The sequence below is a fragment of the Gillisella taibaishanensis genome, assembly GCF_001938985.1.
In the GTDB taxonomy this organism is placed as follows: Bacteria; Pseudomonadota; Alphaproteobacteria; order Rhizobiales; family Rhizobiaceae; genus Allorhizobium; species Allorhizobium taibaishanense.
Genome location: NZ_MKIN01000024.1, coordinates 329,822 through 345,894, shown reverse-complemented (window position 1 = coordinate 345,894; position 16,073 = coordinate 329,822). Strand labels below are relative to the sequence as shown.

The window sequence follows — 16,073 nt, the reverse complement described above, 5'->3', positions numbered from 1 at the left end:
GGGTTACAGCAGGAACGGCCAGTATTCGGTTACATTTCTCATGAGGCAAACTACGCTGCCGGCACCAGCCGCTTCTCCATGAACAGGCTGAGCGGGTCTGGCAGATACGGTGAGAAGGGCTCAATGTCTGCAAACCCAGCCTTGCGATAGAGGCCGATGGCCTCCGGTTGGCTGATACCTGTCTCCAACCGGATTGCGGTGAGGCCGAGGGTAAGCGCCTGGGTTTCGAGGATCGCGAGCAAGGCTCTGCCGAGCGACAGGCCCCGGGCCTGCGGATCGACGAACATGCGCTTGATTTCCGCGGTGCCATCGCCTGCCTCGACGAGGGCGGCGCAGCCTAGGACCTGGCCTTGGCGGCGAGCGACGAAGAAATGAACGCCAGGTTTTTCAAGAGAAGCGACATCAAGGAGATGGTTGCTTTCAGCGGGATAGAGCGATGCCATGTAGGTATCGGAGAGGTTCAGCAGACGGATCACCTCCGGCTGGCGAGGCGGTTCCTTGGTGATGGTCACGGGCATGAGGCGGTCCATGATGTATTGGGGCGGCAACTACGGTTCATAATTGTCCAGCCCGGGATTTCGTCTTTGCCGCGCCAGAATCGGCGCGCTACTGTCGGTTTGACGACGCTTACGACATGCCCCGGAAGGACGATGCGATGCAAGCTTCTCTCGTAATAATGACCATTCTGGGCTGCAACGACAGCGTCAGCCAATGCCAGTATATTGCCACAGCCGAGCAGCGCTGGGTGTCAGTCGAGCTTTGCAATCGCGACACGGAAAATGTGCTGGCGCAGTTTTCCAACGTGAATTTTCCAAGCGTTGTCGGCTTCTGCCAGCAGCAGGCGGTAAAACCGGCGGAGAGTACGACCACCACCGCAGATGGGACGACGGTCAAACCAGCGCCGGTGCCGGAGTCCGAGAAGCGATCGCTGGCAGCGAGGGCCATCCAGAAAGTCGCGCAGGTTCTGCCCGGCAAGGCCGATATCAAGATGGTATTTGCAACGCCGCTGCATGTGGTGACGGATAGTTATGCCTGGGCCGCGAAGAAGCTGACGAAATAGCCGTTATCTTCGACAAGACCTAAGCGGCATCCACCACGAGATAGGCGGCATAGCGCCTTGCATTACGGCGTTCTTCCTGGCGGTGTAGGTTTTCGACCAGATCCAGCAACTGCCGCGCAGCGTCTCCGCTCGAAAGCTTTGTGCTTTTCTCAAGCAGAGCCTGGCAGATGCTGGGCGCGTCACCCGGGTTCGTCGTCTGCACGGCATGACGCCATAAAAGGACGGCCTCGACGAAGACTGGGGCAATGGCTGGATCAATCCCAGCCGACAGCAGCAGCGCGCGCACGGCATGCATGCGGCCTGTCGCGAGGATCGATCGCACGCGCCGTTCCTGCAACCCGCTCAAGGCTTCTATGGCGCAGGCGAAGAAATCAGCTTTGCCGCAGCAGAGGATCTCGATCAGCAGCGCTGGTGTCAGTTGTCCGTTGACCTGCATCTGCTCGACAAGGGCAGGAATGTCGTCAAAACTTGCTTCGCCGGCTATAGTAGCGGCGGCATTGGTGGAGATTTCGCGGTTCAACCGGTTGAGTTTGCCGTCTCCAAGCGCAAACCGCACAAGGCCTGCCTCGGCAAAGGCTTGGGCGACATGGGACAGGATGAGGTGGCGTGCGCGTGCCGGCAGGTCATCCCTTTCGAGAAGGGCACCTCGGATGGCATCTTCGTTACCATGTCGCTCTGCCAGGCGCAAAAGGCTGAAGGGGGAGAGATCAGCCGAGTGATTATCGAGCAGAACCAGGCACTCTGGCAGATCGCCGATTTCGACAAGAGCTGCGGCGACGGCTGACGAAAGCCTCGGCCGGGCAGCGATGAAGGCGCGGGTCATGCCATTGCCACGGCCGGCGAGATCGACCAGATCCCTGTCCTGCAACACGGGAGACGACAGAATCACGAGCGAAGCGACTTCCGGCTGGTCCTCGCAGAGATTGATCAGCAGGACGCGCGGCGCCTGCGGCTCCAAGGCAAGTGCCTCGGCCAGCGCCAGCCGCACCTTCGGCGAGGGATCATCAAGCAGGTAGGTCATGGCAACATAGGTGGAGCGGCGATCCTCATCGCTCATCGGCGAATGCAGATAGGCCCGACCCAGCGCATTGGCCGCCCTGGCCCGGTCGCACGCCTTTGCGGTTTCAGACCAGCGAAAGAAAGCCTTTACAAGCACCGACAACCCCAAGCAAAACAGAACCCTAACCCATTGCTCACAGCATAAGGGCAAAGTGTTTAAGATTGGTTCACCATGTCGATTAACCATGATCATCGAGTGCCCCGCACGCTGCGTCTGAAGCAGCAGCCCTGCCAAGTGCTCCGGCTGTTTGGCGGGCCAGTATCGTTTCAGCAAATACCTGATGGTCTGATCGTTACAGAGGGCGATGTGGCTGATGTGCTTCAAACGCTTTCTCAAACCTTGCAGCCCCCGGCCCTGCCGCTCGTGCTCGGGATCTCCGCACGCCTAGATCACGATGGTTTTGCCGAGCAGCTTGGCCAGTTGATGCGCTTGAGGCCGGATGCCTTGTTGCTGACCGATGTCGCCGAGCCTGCCGATAGCCAGCGGCTTGATGCACTGCTGCGGGTGGAAGAAGCAAGGCTTGGAATTGGCGATGGCGAAACGCCCGTCATCGCGCTTCTGGGCGGCGATCCCGCGGGGTTTTTCAAGGCTGCGGCCATCGCGGCTTCATCTCGCCGCCTGATCGGCCTTGGCCTTGATGAGGCCTCAGTCTGTACCGCCATCGGCGCAGCCTCGGCTCAGTCGACAGAGCCCGTGCTTGAGACCTGCCGCAGCCTGGTGCAGCTTGCAGCGGCGGCGACGGGCCTGCCGGCGCTTATCCGGCCCACCGGGGGCCCCGATGGGCTGAAGACGCGGGCCCGCGCTCTGGCAAAGCGTGGGTTCAGCACGCTGATATGTGACAGCGATGCCTGGATTTCGGCTGGCCGTGCCGCATTTGCTGGCCCTGATCGGGCCAGCAAATGAGGTCAACCCTTGGACGGGCGGACCATTTGGAACACTTCGGTCACGGCGGCATAATCGAGATAACCGAGCCGCGATAGCGGCTGCACCAGCGTGACATCGAAACGACCATCACGCAAAGCGCTTTCAGCGATATGGATGCCAACGACCTCACCGAACACCACGTAGTTTTCGCTGGGCTCGCCGGACAGCGTCTTTGGCGAGATCACGTCGGTGACCTTGCATTCCAGCACGGCATAGGCCTCATCGACATAGGGCGCATCGACCAGCTTGGCCATGACGGGCGTCAGGCCGGCGAGATCGAATTCGCTGACCCCATAATCCGCTGGAGCCGATGACATGTTCATGGCCTCCCCAAGATCGCTGCTGACGAAATTCGCGGTGAAGCATCCGGTTTCCTCGACATTGCGCAGGCTATCCTTGCGCCCGAACGAGGAGAACATCACCATCTTCGGCCGATCGGAAATGGCATTGAAGAAGGAATAGGGGGCGAGGTTGAACGTTCCGTCCCTGCCCTTCGAACCGATCCAGCCAATCGGGCGCGGCGAGACGATGGCCTTGAACGGGTCATGCGCCATGCCATGGGCATTGCCTTGAGTATCGTAGAACATCAGTCTTCGTCTCCCACCCAGCTGACCACATCTTGAAGCTCGGGCCGCGGCCGCTCGACGATCGGGAAGGTGGTCGAGCCCATATGGATGAAGCCGGCGACCTTTTCGCCCGGCTTGACGCCGAGCAGCGGGAAGGCGCGCTCGTCGAAGGCAAACCATTCCGACAGCCAGTTGGCGACATAGCCATGGGCATTGGCGGCCATCAGCAGATTGAGGCACACGGCGCCAGCCGACATGACCTGCTCCCATTCCGGCACTTTCGGATGCGGGCCGGCGGTGCTGATCACACCGATCACCACGGGGGCGCGGGTAAATCGGCTGCGCTCAACCTTGATCATTTCTTCGTCCAGCTCCGGCTTCTTCTCAAGCGCGAGAGCCAGTAGCGCCTCGCCGATTTCGACGCGCTTGTTGCCGCGATAGACGATGAAGCGCCAGGGGGCGATCTTGCCGTGATCAGGCACCCGCACCGCCAGCTTCAGGATAGATTCGATCTCTACTTTATCAGGACCAGGCTCGCACATCTGGAAGGCCGGTACGGAACGGCGGGTGGCCAGATAGTCGCGAAGGGAAATGTTATCGTACATGGTAACGTGTTTTCCTTGGATGTAGCGTATCGTTTGCCTCTGATACCAGGCTTTGCGGGCTATCAAAGGTCGAAATGGGCGGGCGCGCAAACTGGAGCGCCGAAATCAGGAAATTGCAAGCCTTGAATTTGCCTTGGCGTTCGGATTGTATTACCAGCCAATCAACACGCCAATTTTCGCGGTTGAATCGGTCGGACCTTCTTATGATATCTTTTTCCTGCCGTCTTCCCCTGTTCCTCTCTGTTGCGCTCGTCGCAACGAGTGCTGCGGGCGTGCACGCCGAAGATGCCTTCAAGGCATTCAAGCAATTGGACAGCACGGTAAAGATGCCGAAGCTGAGCGCGTTTTCGACGCCGCTTGCGCCTGCACCGCCGTCCCTTGCCAAGGTTGTGCGCTTTGAAGCGAAACTCGACAATAGCGGACAACCGTTGCAGCAGGGCCTGGAATGGCGGGTGTTCAGCCCGATAGCCGGGGCTGACGGTAAACTGCCGATGGTCGCCAGTAGCCAGGGCGGATCGGCGGAATTGCAGCTGACGCCGGGGGATTATTTCGTCAACGTCTCCTTTGGCCGGGCCGGCGTGACCCGCAAACTGGACGTTCCGTCCGATGGCGAAGTGCCAAAACAGGTGATGGTGCTCGATGCCGGCGGCATGGTGTTGAATGCCGTGTCCGGACCCGATACGCGCATCAAGGCCTCGAAACTGAAATTCAAGATCTATGCTGGCGATGGGCCTGATGATAGCGACCACGGCCTGATCATGGACAATGTCGAGCCGAACACGCTGGTCAGCCTCAATTCCGGCACCTATCATGTCGTTTCGCGCTATGGCGAGGTCAATGCCGTGGTGCGTGCCGATATCAAAGTGGAAGCTGGCAAGATCACCGAGGCGACGCTGCAGCACCGCGCCGCCCAGATGAATTTCAAGTTGGTATCAGAGCGGGGCGGCGAGGCGATTGCCGATACAGCCTGGTCCATCCTGACCTCGTCCGGCGATGCCGTGGCCGAAAGCGTCAGCGCCTATCCGGTGCTGGTGCTATCGGAAGGCAATTACACCGCCATCGCCCGCAACAAGGACCGAATCTATCAGAGAGAGTTTCAGGTCAAGGCGGGCGAGAATGGCGACGTCGAACTGCTGCTTAAGGATGACCAACAGAATGTCCAGCAGCAGGCTGGCGTCGACACGAACTGATCATTCTGCGGCGACGAAATCGAGACCAATGTCGAGCACCGGGGCGCTGTGAGTGATCCAGCCGAGTGACAGGAGATCGACTCCGCTTTCAGCCACCGCCCGCGCCGTTTGCGGCGTGATTCCGCCGGATGCCTCGGTGATTGCCCGGCCCGCGACGATATCGACGGCATCCCGCAACTGGTCCGGCGTCATATTGTCGAGCAGGACGGCATCGACGCCGATTTCCATCACCTCACGCAGCTGATCCAGCGTATCGACTTCGATTTCAATCTTCACCAGATGCCCGACGCCGCCGCGTGCCCTGGCGATGGCCTCGCGGACGCCGCCGGCAATGGCGATGTGATTATCCTTGATCAACACAGCGTCATAGAGCGCGAAGCGGTGGTTCATGCCGCCGCCCATGCGCACCGCGTATTTTTCAAGAGCCCTCAGGCCCGGCGTGGTCTTGCGGGTGCAGGCAACGCTGGCTTGGGTGCCGGCAATGGCGGCGACGATTTCAGCAGTGACCGTGGCGATGCCGGAGAGATGGCCAAGGAAGTTCAGGGCGACTCTTTCGCCGGTCAACAGGCTGCGGGACGCGCCAGAAATGGTCGCGATCCTATCGCCGGGGCGCACGCGCTCACCATCACTGAGGTGACGGGTCACGGTCAGGCCAGGGTCGACCAGTTCGAAGGCAATAGCGGCAGCATCCAATCCAGCGACGACGCCATCGCGGCGGCTGGCGATCTCGACGGTCGAGCGGTGATCGGCGGGGATAACCGCCATCGAGGTGATATCGCCGGCAAGCCCCAGGTCTTCGGTCAGCGCATTGCGCACCAATGGTTCGACGATCAGGCGCGGCAGGGAATGATGGATCATGTCAGGCGCTCTTCGAATAAGGGAATTTCTGGATCGGTGAATATGAGGCTGGTTCAACGATATCTCTCGCAACGGAGACTGCCTCCCGTGACGTGAGATACTGGCGCGGCGCAGATTCGCTCATCGCAACACTGTCTGTACGGGCATGGGCGCCGACCGAGCGACGGCGTTGATGGGCAAACACCGCGACCAGCAGCGCCACCAGTGCCGGATCGCTTTGCGGGCCATCTGCATCAACGTGAGCCAGCAGGGCGGCGATGGCTGCTTGCAGCCCTTCTGCGTCCCGCAAGACACCGAGATAAGCCGAGGCGATGGACCTAATGGGCTTGATATCGGCGATCTGGGGCAACGGCGGAGCGTCAACGAGCTTCACCAAGCGGTTGGCGCTATCAGCGACATCCCGCGCCACCCGCATGCCCATGACTGCCGCCTCCAGCAGAGAATTGCTGGCCAGGCGATTGGCGCCGTGCAAACCGGTGCAGGCCACCTCGCCTGCCGCCCAGAGACCCTGGATGGAAGTGCGGCCGCGAAGATCGGTGGCGACGCCTCCCATGTGGTAATGGGCCGCGGGGCGCACCGGAATCGGCTGCCTGGCCGGATCGATGCCAGCTGCGCGGCAAATCGCATCGATAACGGGGAAGCGGCTTGCGAACCTGTCGCCGAGTGCCTGGCGCGCGTCGAGATAAACGGAGCCGCCCTTGGCGCCCTTGGCGCGCTCGGCGCTGATCGCCCGGGCCACGACATCGCGCGGGGCAAGCTCGGCGCCCGGTATCGACGCCATAAAGCGCTCACCCCGCTCATTGACCAGGATAGCGCCCTCGCCGCGCACCGCCTCGCTGATCAGCGGCTGCGGATAGACTGCGGTGTCGAGTGCCGTCGGGTGGAACTGCACGAATTCCATGTCTGCCAGCACAGCGCCGGCACGGGCGGCGAGCATCACGCCTTGACCGTAATTGTCTGGCGGATTGGTACTGGCCTCGAACAGCCCGCCCAGTCCGCCAGTGGCAAGCACGACTCTTGAGGCGGCGATGCGCACAGGGCCGGAGGCCGAGGCACAGAGCAGGCCGGCAATCGCGCCGTCTTCCGTGAGCAGGCGCCGGACTTCAAACCCCTCGACCACAGAGATGGACGGCGTTGCCATGACCGCTGCCGAAAGCGTCCGGACAATCTCTGCGCCTGAGCCGTCGCCACCGGCATGGACGATGCGATTACGGCTGTGGGCGGCTTCCAGACCCAGCGCCAGTGCGCCATCGGCCTTGCGGTCGAAGCGGACGCCAAACCGTTCGAGGAGAGCAATAGCGTCTGGGGCTGCCCCCGTAATCATCTCCACCGCCACCGGATCGCAAAGGCCGTCACCTGCGGCAAGCGTGTCCTGCGCATGTAGAGAAACGCTATCGTCGCCACCAACGGCGGCGGCGATGCCGCCTTGCGCCCAGGCGCTGGAGGTCTCTCCACCAAGCCCGGCGCGGGTGAGGATCGTGACGGGATGGGGTGCAAGGCTGAGGGCCGTCACAAGGCCGGCAAGGCCGCTGCCGATCACCACCACCCGATCAGCCCTGGAGTTGGACATGGACGCGAGGACAGTCATACCGCCAGCATCCGTTCGACGGCGCGGCGTGCTGCACCGGCAATGGCGGGGTCGATCGTGACTTCCTGGCGGTTTTCTTCGAGCGCCTGGCGGATATTGCCAAGTGTGATCCGTTTCATATGCGGGCACAGATTGCAGGGGCGCACGAAATCGACATCAGGATGATGCACGGCGACATTGTCGCTCATCGAACATTCCGTCAGCAGCACGACGCGGGCCGGTTTGCGGTTGGCAACATAGTCCGACATGACGGCGGTTGAGCCGGCAAAGTCGGCCGCTGCCACCACTTCGGGCGGGCATTCCGGATGGGCCAGCACGACGACACCGGGATGGGCCTCGCGCAGCTCGGCAATATCGGCAGGCGTGAACAGCTCATGCACCTCGCAATGGCCGTGCCAGGCGATGATCTCGACCTTGGTTTGGCGCGCGACATTACGAGCCAGAAATTCGTCCGGCAGCATCAGCACTTTCGGCACGCCGAGGCTTTCCACAACCTGAACCGCATTGCCCGATGTGCAGCAGATGTCGGAAGCAGCCTTCACCGCCGCCGAAGTGTTGACATAGGTGACGACGGGTAAGCCGGGATGAGCGGCGCGCAGCAGCGCGATATCCTCAGGCGTGATCGAATCGGCCAGCGAACACCCTGCCCCCATGTCGGGAATGAGGACCGTTTTCTTGGGATTGAGCAGCTTTGCGGTCTCGGCCATAAAATGCACGCCGGCGAGTACGATCACATCAGCCTCGACCTCCATTGCCTTGCGCGCCAGCGCCAGACTATCGCCGACGATATCGGCCACACCATGAAAGATCTCCGGCGTCTGGTAGTTATGCGCCAGGATTACCGCGTTGCGTCGCCTCTTCAAATCCTGGATCGCCGCGATGTCATCCTCGAAGGACATCCACTCGGCCTTGGGGATCACCCGAGACACCCGGTCGTAGAGCGCAGACAGCGAAGGAACGGTATTCATCGGATCTCCCTTTTCTACTCATCTTGAGTATATCCTCGGGAAGCAGAGTTATTCTCATCTGGAGTTTATGTCAATCAAGCGGCAAAGATTTTTTTCAGTCGCGACGCCGGAGGCAGCGACTAAACCATAAGTCTCAATATTTCAGATGGTTATGAACGCACCAAGGGCAGCTTCGATCCCGACAGCGCCCGTTCTTCAAGCACAGCGTGGCGGTAGCGGAACAGCTTCGCCGGCCGTCCGCCGGTCTCACTGGCCATGGCTCCGGTCTCTTCAATCAGCTCCTGCTGGTCGATCTGACGGCGGAAATTCGGCTTGTGCAGGGTGAGGCCGGCTAGCGCCTCGACGCAGCGCTGCAGCTGCGACAGCGTAAAACTCTCCGGCATCAGTTCGAACACGACCGGCCGGTATTTGATCTTGGCACGCAGGCGGGCAATCCCAGTCGCCAGGATGCGTCGATGGTCTGAAAACATCGGTCGGCCAGACCGTTCCGCGCCCCATTCGGCCCCGCCTCCAGCCTCTACCACCAGCCCCGCCTCATAGAGCAGTTCATAGCGTTGCAGGACCAGATCCTCGTTCCAGCCCATGCCATTGATGCCAAAAGAGAAGTCAATCCGCCGCTGCCGGTGCTCCCGGCGGCTCGGCTCGCGCTCGGCCCATTTGGTCACGGCGTCAACCAGCGGCTCCAGGCAGGCCGGGCGACCGGCGCGGTGGTCCTCCCAGGGGAAGTAGCCATACCAGCCATGCCAAGCCGGATGGCCGGGGCCGGGCGCCGCTTGCTCGCGCACCAAGCCGAGATAACTGATGGAAATGGTACGCCCGCCGGCATCGGCTCCGTCGGATGCGCGGTCCTTGTCGGCGAACGTATAGAGTTGCTCGAGATAGCCGACCGGATGGCCGGTCTGATCTTCGATCCATTCGCGCAGGCCGCTTTGCAGGCTGCGATGGCTAACCTCGAAAGGGCCTGATGGCAGCGCCTCGCCGCCCCGCACCGTCATTACACGCGGCTCGTCGCCGGTCACTGCCGTCAGAACCGCGATCAATTCGGCATGGGCTGTGGCACTTTGCAAGAAACCGTCCCTCGGAGCTGGATTGGGCGCGACGTAATTGCTGCTTTCTTAGTTCTAGCTGCAATCACTATGACGGAAAAGGGATGGTCACCCATCCCTTTTCATTCTCTTTCAGTGCATTCGGGCGTGCTGAGGCCGCCTTAACGGGCAGCCCGCGCCGCCTTCTTGCGCTTCACATCCGGCGGTGTCGCCTCGTCCACCAGCTTGGCGATGGCGTCGTCCAGGGTCATCGACACCTGATCCTGGCTTCCGAGACGGCGCATGTTGACGGTCCGCTCTTCGGCTTCGCGCTTGCCGCAGACTATGATGACTGGAACCTTCGTAACGGAATGTTCGCGGACCTTGTAGTTGATCTTCTCGTTACGGAAGTCGGTTTCAACCTCAAGGCCGGCATCGCGCAACTGCTCGGCCACTTCGCGGCCGTAGTCGTCGGCGTCAGAGGTAATCGTTGCTACGACCACCTGCAGAGGTGCGAACCACAGCGGCATATGACCGGCAAAGTTTTCGATCAGGATGCCAAGGAAGCGTTCCATCGAGCCGCAGATGGCGCGATGAATCATGACCGGCTGTGTCTTTTCCGAGTTCTGGTCGATGTAGAAGGCGCCGAACCGTTCCGGCAGGTTGAAGTCGACCTGCGTCGTGCCGCACTGCCATTCGCGGCCGATGGCGTCCCTCAGCGTGTATTCGAACTTCGGACCATAGAACGCTCCCTCGCCCGGCAGGATGCCGGTCTTGATGCGCCCGCCCGACTGTTCCTCGATGGTCTTCAAGACCTCGGTCATCACGCTTTCGGCGCGGTCCCAAAGCGTGTCGGAACCGACCCGCTTTTCGGGACGCGTCGACAGCTTGACCACAACTTCCTGGAAGCCGAAATCCTCGTAGACCGACAGGATCAGATCGTTGATCCGCAGGCATTCCGCCGCCATCTGTTCTTCGGTGCAGAACACATGCGCGTCGTCCTGGGTAAAGCCGCGCACACGCATTAGCCCGTGCAGGGCGCCCGATGCTTCGTAGCGGTGAACAAGGCCAAATTCAGCAAGACGAACAGGGAGTTCCCGGTAAGACTTCAAGCCATGCTTGAAGATCTGGACGTGGCCGGGGCAGTTCATCGGCTTCAGCGCGAAAACCTTCTGATCCGCTTCCTTGTCGTCGGGATTGGTAAAGGCATGAGCGGATTTCACCGCGAACATGTTTTCCTGATACCAGCCCCAGTGACCGGATGTTTCCCACAACGATTTGTCGAGCACCTGCGGCGCGTTGACTTCCTGATAGGTGCCAGCGAGGCGCCGGCGCATATAGGACGTCAACGCCTGGAACATCTTCCAGCCCTTGCCGTGCCAGAAGACCACGCCTGGGCCTTCTTCCTGGAAATGGAACAGGTCCATCTCGCGGCCGAGCTTGCGGTGATCGCGCTTTTCGGCTTCAGCCAGAATATGCAGGTAATTGTCGAGCTGCTCCTGCTCGGCAAAGGCCGTGCCGTAGATGCGGCTCAGCATAGGATTGTTGCTGTCACCACGCCAATAGGCGCCGGCAACCTTCATCAGCTTGAAGGCATTGCCGATCTGGCCGGTGGAGGCCATGTGCGGGCCACGGCATGGGTCGAACCAATCGCCCTGATAGTAGATCTTAATGTCCTGATCTTCGGGAATGGCGTCGATCAATTCCACCTTGTAGCGCTCACCCTTGGCGGCAAAGACTTCGCGCGCTTTTTCCCGCGACCAGATTTCCTTGCGGAACGCCTGATTGCGCTGGATGATTTCGCGCATCTTCTTTTCGATCTTCGGCAGATCTTCCGGCGTGAAAGGCTCGTTCTTGGCGAAGTCGTAGTAGAAGCCGTTTTCAATGACAGGACCGATGGTCACCTGCGTACCGGGCCAGAGTTCCTGCACGGCCTCGGCCAGAACGTGGGCCGTGTCGTGACGGATCAGTTCCAGCGCGCGAGGGTCAGTACGGGTGACGATTTCGATCTTGCCGTCGGTGACGGGATCGGCCAAGTCGCGCACGGTGCCGTCGAGCGCAATCGCCACGGCCTTTTTGACCAGCGATTTGGAGATCGATTCGGCCACATCGCGACCTGTCGTGCCAGCCGGAAAGCTGCGAACGGAACCATCGGGAAATGTAAGGGAAACGGCTTCAGACATAAGAGCTCCACTCCAGTCCCGCCAACCAATGCGGGTGGTGATATGTTCAGGCGCGCAAGCGCCGAGATTGAAGCGGCTGGATACTGAAATTCGCCCGATCAGTAAAGCTTAATCGGCATTCTCGGAATAACCCAGAACAGAAGCGTATCTGGCGAGATGGTGCTGAGAAAGGTCCTGAGCCGCTACTCGTCAAAATGCCCATTCAACCGGCAGCGACATCATCGATCGCATCTAGGGCCGATAGATGTGGTGGTGGACCGTATGGCCTTGTCGCGCAGATCGACACGAATAGCTTTGAAATTACGCCAGGCCTGCCGGTATTCTTCGGGCACCGTCATGAAGATGCTGCCCCATGGCCACGATTGCGCCCCGCCTGCCATAGCCTCCAGAGCTGCCAGGGCCTGACGCTTCCGGCAAAGCTCACCGGCACATCGTCAACGCCCCAGGTGCCCCCCGGCCCGCAGCGGCTGACGCGAAACAGCGCGAGCCAGCCGCCCGCCCAGAGCCCATGGCGGGCAATAGCCTCATAGCCATATTCCGAACAGGTCGGTATATGGCGGCAGTGGCTGCCGACAAGGCTGGAAAGCGTAAGCTGGTAGAGCCGGATCAGCCCCATGCCCAGCAGCCGTCCGGGTGTTTTGACGAAGGGGCCAGAATAATTGCGCCCACGTCTGCGCGGCGGCAATTCGCTATCGTCGTCGACATCTTCGCAGAACTGGCACATTGCTGCCTTTAGCCCTTAAGATTTTATTCAGCGTAATTGCAGTTTTCGGTTAATCACCGAGGGAGATTTAGGGCTCCCCTTCATTGAAAGGCGGCCCTACCCTGCAAGCGCCGATTGCTTCGCTTCGATCTGGTCGAGACAGTCGCAAAGCGCTTCAAGAATCAGCATGGTCGATGCGTGGCGCGCCTTATAATCCTTGACCGGCTTCAGGTAGCGAAGGTCCTCGAACCGGCCCTGCGGCCCCTCGCCGTCTTCTTTCAGCATCGCCAGCATATCGGCTCGCGCCTGCCGGATATCGGCAAAACTTGCGCCGACGACGTGGCGCGCGACGATGGAGGCGGAGGCTTGGCCGAGGGCGCAGGCGCGCAACTCCTGCGAAAAGCCGGTGACTTTCTCGCCGTCTGCGGTTACAAAGGCCTTCAGACGTGATCCGCAGAGGCGGGAATGCTTTTCAGCGGCGGCATCGGCATTATCAAGCACCCCAACACCAACGATGTTGCCGGCAAATTCCAATATTTTGCTGTTGTAAATGTCATCCATCGCCAAACTGTACTCCAGAAGCTCGCCCTTACGCAAAACCAGACCTGTTGGATTATCAATTTTTTCGCAACACTGTGTCGCGTTTCGGCGTCTGTCGGGATTTCGCCATCAACCTATATATGAAATCGGTTCGGATGCGAAAACATCAAGTCGAAAAGTTGATTAGGCCCCAGAAGGTTTGGACTTGCCATCATGGCTCGAATTACGCAATTAAAGCCTGAATCGCCGAAACAGGCGACCCCCAATACGAGTACCAGCCAGAGTAACCCGGAGAGTAACGGCATGGATGCTAGCGTGAAAAAACTGTCGCCCGATGCGGCACGCCCCAGCCGCGAAGAAGCTGAAAACGCCGTTCGGACCCTGCTGCGCTGGGCCGGCGACGATCCGGCACGTGAAGGTCTTCTCGACACGCCCAAGCGCGTGGCCAAGGCCTATGCCGAGTTGTTCGGCGGGTACAGCGTCAACGTCGAAGACGTGCTGGGCACGACCTTCGAAGAGGTTGGCGGCTATAATGATATCGTGCTGGTTCGCGACATTCCGTTCTTCTCCCATTGCGAGCATCACATGCTGCCCGTAATCGGCAAGGCACATGTGGCATACCTGCCGAATGGCCGGGTTCTGGGCCTCTCGAAGATCGCCCGCGTTGTTGATCTCTACGCCCGTCGCCTGCAGACGCAGGAAACAATGACGGCACAGATTGCCGAGTCCATCGTCAAATATCTGCAGCCGCGCGGCGTGGCTGTCATGGTTGACGCCGAGCATATGTGCATGGCGATGCGCGGTATCCAGAAGTCTGGCTCCACCACGCTGACCACGACGTTTACCGGCGAGTTCAAGGACAATGCGGCCGAACAGGTCCGCTTCATGACCATGGTGCAAAACCGCTGATCGGCGACGATTGCGACACCTCTGCTTTGATGCGATAGAGAAACAGCGCCGTGCGTTCTGAGACGCTCGGCGCTGTTTGTTTTGGATCAGTGGATATATGCAATGATCGATTTTTTAGCCCCCTCGGGCGACAAGGCCATTCTGGAATCTGACGGGCCGCTGACGCCGAAATTCGACGCGCATGGCTTGCTTACGGCTGTTGTCACCGACCACGGCGACGGCGAGCTGCTGATGGTGGCGTATATGAATGCCGAAGCCCTATCTCTGACCTTGGAAACAGGGCTTGCCCACTACTACAGCCGCTCGCGCAAGAGCCTGTGGAAGAAGGGGGAAAGCTCCGGCAACATGCAGCGCGTCAAGGAAATCAGGGTCGATTGCGACCAGGACGCGATCTGGCTAAAGGTCGATGTTACCGGACACGATGCCACCTGCCATACCGGCCGCCGATCCTGCTTTTACAGAACGGCGCAGCTTGTCGATGGTCAGGCGACAGTCACAGTCACCGATCATCACAAGCATTTCGATCCTGCCGAAGTCTATGGCGGGCAGGATACAAAATAGGCAACTGGTCTTTTCCTGGTCAAAATCCGTTGACAGCAACGCTTTGGTAAACAAGCGGGCGCAAACTACCCCGGAAATACCGCATTTGAAGACAGACTAGACCTGTTGCATCATCGTTCCTTTCGGCGAATTCGAGAGGACAAGATGAAAATGGTAAGTGAGGCGTGGCGTTCCAGAGCCGGTCGTGTGTCGGCGGCGACCCTCGGCCATTTCAAAGACGGCGGCGCCGTGCAGGACATCTTGGTCCGAAAGGGGTCGGGAATGCTGAATTGGAATTTGAGGGGGCCGGGTGCCGGCCGAGTAGCAAAATCGGGAACGCCGGGTGCAGATGCGCCTGTGCGGGAGCTGCCGCCACCTCAGATGAAGCAAAAAATTGCGCTGGCTCTCGGCGGGGGCGCGGCGCGTGGATGGTCACATATCGGCGTCTTGCGGGCGCTCGACGAGGCCGGAATCGAAGTCGGCATGGTGGCTGGGACCTCCATAGGTGCACTAGTCGGTGGCTGCTACCTTGCCGGAAAGCTCGATGAGCTCGAACAATTCGCCCGCTCCCTTACCGTCCGGCGCATTGCTGCCTTTCTTGATCTCACCATTGGAGGAAGCGGTCTGCTTGGCGGCCTTCGCCTGACCAAGCGTATGCAGGAGCATCTGGAGGGCCTCACCATCGAGGACCTGCCGAAGCCCTTCGTGGCAATTGCATCGGAATTGTCGAGCGGGCACGAGGTGTGGATCGATGGCGGCAATCTTGTCACCGCCTTGCGCGCTTCCTATGCCCTGCCCGGCATTTTCGAGCCGGTCCGCTGCAATGGCAGGACGCTGGTCGATGGCGCGCTGGTCAATCCCGTACCGGTTTCGGTCTGCCGCGCTTACGAGCAACCGCTCGTCGTTGCCGTCAATCTTCACTACGATCTCTACGGCCGTTCCGCCGTTGTCAAGCACAAGGTAGGGCCGCTCGGAGCTGAGACCCAGCCTCAGCCAAAACAGACCAATCGGCTCGGGCTGACCGGTGTGATGGTGCAGTCTTTCAACATCATTCAGGACCGGATTTCCCGCGCACGCCTCGCCGGCGATCCGCCGGATCTTGCGCTGCATCCGCGCGTCAACGATATCGGCCTGTCGGAATTCCACCGCGCAGGAGAATCCATCGCCCGCGGCTATGAGGAAACCGTAGCTCGCATTGCCGAAATCCGCCGGATGCAGGAAGCCGTGGCACGGTAATTTCTATTGGCAGGATTGATTTCCAGATCCTGCACGGGCTTTTCGCTTCGATAGGCGGCTAAGCGCAAAGCCTTAGAGGCCGTCAGATAAGCTGAGGTCTCCGGGCGCGTGGTCTGAC

Annotated in this window: 17 protein-coding genes; 6 read left to right on the top strand and 11 right to left on the bottom strand. The window is 60.3% G+C overall.

The features are described 5' to 3' along the window. Window positions 1-50 precede the first annotated feature (50 nt). A complete protein-coding gene (locus BJF91_RS20585; protein WP_075616448.1) occupies window positions 51-518 on the bottom strand; it encodes a GNAT family N-acetyltransferase in 468 nt (155 codons plus the stop codon). Between the two features lie 137 nt (window positions 519-655). Here BJF91_RS20585 and BJF91_RS20580 point away from each other — a divergent pair, with 137 nt between their 5' ends. After that, the gene (locus tag BJF91_RS20580; RefSeq protein ID WP_075616394.1) at window positions 656-1,060 is read left to right on the top strand and encodes a hypothetical protein; all 405 of its coding nucleotides are present in this window, start codon (window positions 656-658) and stop codon (window positions 1,058-1,060) included. Between the two features lie 19 nt (window positions 1,061-1,079). On the opposite strand, the gene BJF91_RS20575 is transcribed toward BJF91_RS20580, so the two are convergent. Further along, on the bottom strand, window positions 1,080-2,216 hold the full coding sequence (locus tag BJF91_RS20575; RefSeq protein ID WP_234801682.1) for a DUF2336 domain-containing protein: 1,137 nt from the start codon (window positions 2,214-2,216) through the stop codon (window positions 1,080-1,082). Window positions 2,217-2,291: 75 nt separating this feature from the next. On the opposite strand from BJF91_RS20575, the gene BJF91_RS20570 reads away from it, so the two are divergent. Beyond that, window positions 2,292-3,023: an aldolase/citrate lyase family protein gene (locus tag BJF91_RS20570; protein ID WP_075616392.1), complete on the top strand. Its 732-nt coding sequence runs from the start codon at window positions 2,292-2,294 to the stop codon at window positions 3,021-3,023. A 2-nt stretch (window positions 3,024-3,025) separates the two neighbouring features. Here the strand turns inward: BJF91_RS20570 and BJF91_RS20565 are convergent, their stop codons facing one another. Next, entirely contained in the window at window positions 3,026-3,631 is a 606-nt protein-coding gene (locus tag BJF91_RS20565) for a flavin reductase family protein (RefSeq protein WP_075616391.1), read from the bottom strand. Beyond that, the gene (locus BJF91_RS20560) at window positions 3,631-4,215 is read right to left on the bottom strand and encodes a nitroreductase family protein (RefSeq protein WP_075616390.1); all 585 of its coding nucleotides are present in this window, start codon (window positions 4,213-4,215) and stop codon (window positions 3,631-3,633) included. Before BJF91_RS20560 ends, BJF91_RS20565 begins: the two co-directional genes overlap by 1 nt. Window positions 4,216-4,418: 203 nt before the next feature. Between BJF91_RS20560 and BJF91_RS20555 the strand changes: the two genes are divergently transcribed. Continuing rightward, window positions 4,419-5,405, top strand: coding sequence for a hypothetical protein (locus BJF91_RS20555; RefSeq protein WP_075616447.1), 987 nt, complete (start codon window positions 4,419-4,421; stop codon window positions 5,403-5,405). On the opposite strand, the gene nadC is transcribed toward BJF91_RS20555, so the two are convergent. The 7 genes from nadC to BJF91_RS20520 form a co-directional block, all read right to left on the bottom strand. Then, window positions 5,406-6,263, bottom strand: coding sequence for a carboxylating nicotinate-nucleotide diphosphorylase (gene nadC / locus BJF91_RS20550; RefSeq protein ID WP_075616389.1), 858 nt, complete (start codon window positions 6,261-6,263; stop codon window positions 5,406-5,408). Between the two features lies 1 nt (window position 6,264). Next, window positions 6,265-7,851, bottom strand: a complete 1,587-nt coding sequence (locus BJF91_RS20545) for an L-aspartate oxidase (RefSeq protein ID WP_139310793.1) — start codon at window positions 7,849-7,851, stop codon at window positions 6,265-6,267. Beyond that, the gene (nadA, locus tag BJF91_RS20540) at window positions 7,848-8,819 is read right to left on the bottom strand and encodes a quinolinate synthase NadA (protein WP_075616388.1); all 972 of its coding nucleotides are present in this window, start codon (window positions 8,817-8,819) and stop codon (window positions 7,848-7,850) included. Before nadA ends, BJF91_RS20545 begins: the two co-directional genes overlap by 4 nt. A gap of 149 nt (window positions 8,820-8,968) precedes the next feature. Then, complete coding sequence (locus BJF91_RS20535) at window positions 8,969-9,886, bottom strand: NUDIX hydrolase (protein WP_075616387.1); 918 nt, start codon at window positions 9,884-9,886, stop codon at window positions 8,969-8,971. 140 nt (window positions 9,887-10,026) lie between these two features. After that, entirely contained in the window at window positions 10,027-12,027 is a 2,001-nt protein-coding gene (gene thrS / locus BJF91_RS20530) for a threonine--tRNA ligase (RefSeq protein ID WP_075616386.1), read from the bottom strand. A 334-nt stretch (window positions 12,028-12,361) separates the two neighbouring features. Then, window positions 12,362-12,751, bottom strand: a complete 390-nt coding sequence (gene yidD, locus BJF91_RS20525) for a membrane protein insertion efficiency factor YidD (RefSeq protein WP_075616385.1) — start codon at window positions 12,749-12,751, stop codon at window positions 12,362-12,364. 96 nt (window positions 12,752-12,847) lie between these two features. Continuing rightward, the gene (locus BJF91_RS20520; protein WP_075616384.1) at window positions 12,848-13,291 is read right to left on the bottom strand and encodes an iron-sulfur cluster assembly scaffold protein; all 444 of its coding nucleotides are present in this window, start codon (window positions 13,289-13,291) and stop codon (window positions 12,848-12,850) included. 282 nt (window positions 13,292-13,573) lie between these two features. On the opposite strand from BJF91_RS20520, the gene folE reads away from it, so the two are divergent. The 3 genes from folE to BJF91_RS20505 all read left to right on the top strand — a co-directional run bounded on the left by folE (window position 13,574) and on the right by BJF91_RS20505 (window position 15,955). Next, a complete protein-coding gene (gene folE, locus BJF91_RS20515; protein WP_075616383.1) occupies window positions 13,574-14,179 on the top strand; it encodes a GTP cyclohydrolase I FolE in 606 nt (201 codons plus the stop codon). Between the two features lie 102 nt (window positions 14,180-14,281). Further along, window positions 14,282-14,740: a phosphoribosyl-AMP cyclohydrolase gene (gene hisI / locus BJF91_RS20510; protein ID WP_075616382.1), complete on the top strand. Its 459-nt coding sequence runs from the start codon at window positions 14,282-14,284 to the stop codon at window positions 14,738-14,740. A gap of 261 nt (window positions 14,741-15,001) precedes the next feature. Further along, window positions 15,002-15,955: a patatin-like phospholipase family protein gene (locus BJF91_RS20505; protein ID WP_075616445.1), complete on the top strand. Its 954-nt coding sequence runs from the start codon at window positions 15,002-15,004 to the stop codon at window positions 15,953-15,955. Window positions 15,956-16,073 lie beyond the last annotated feature (118 nt).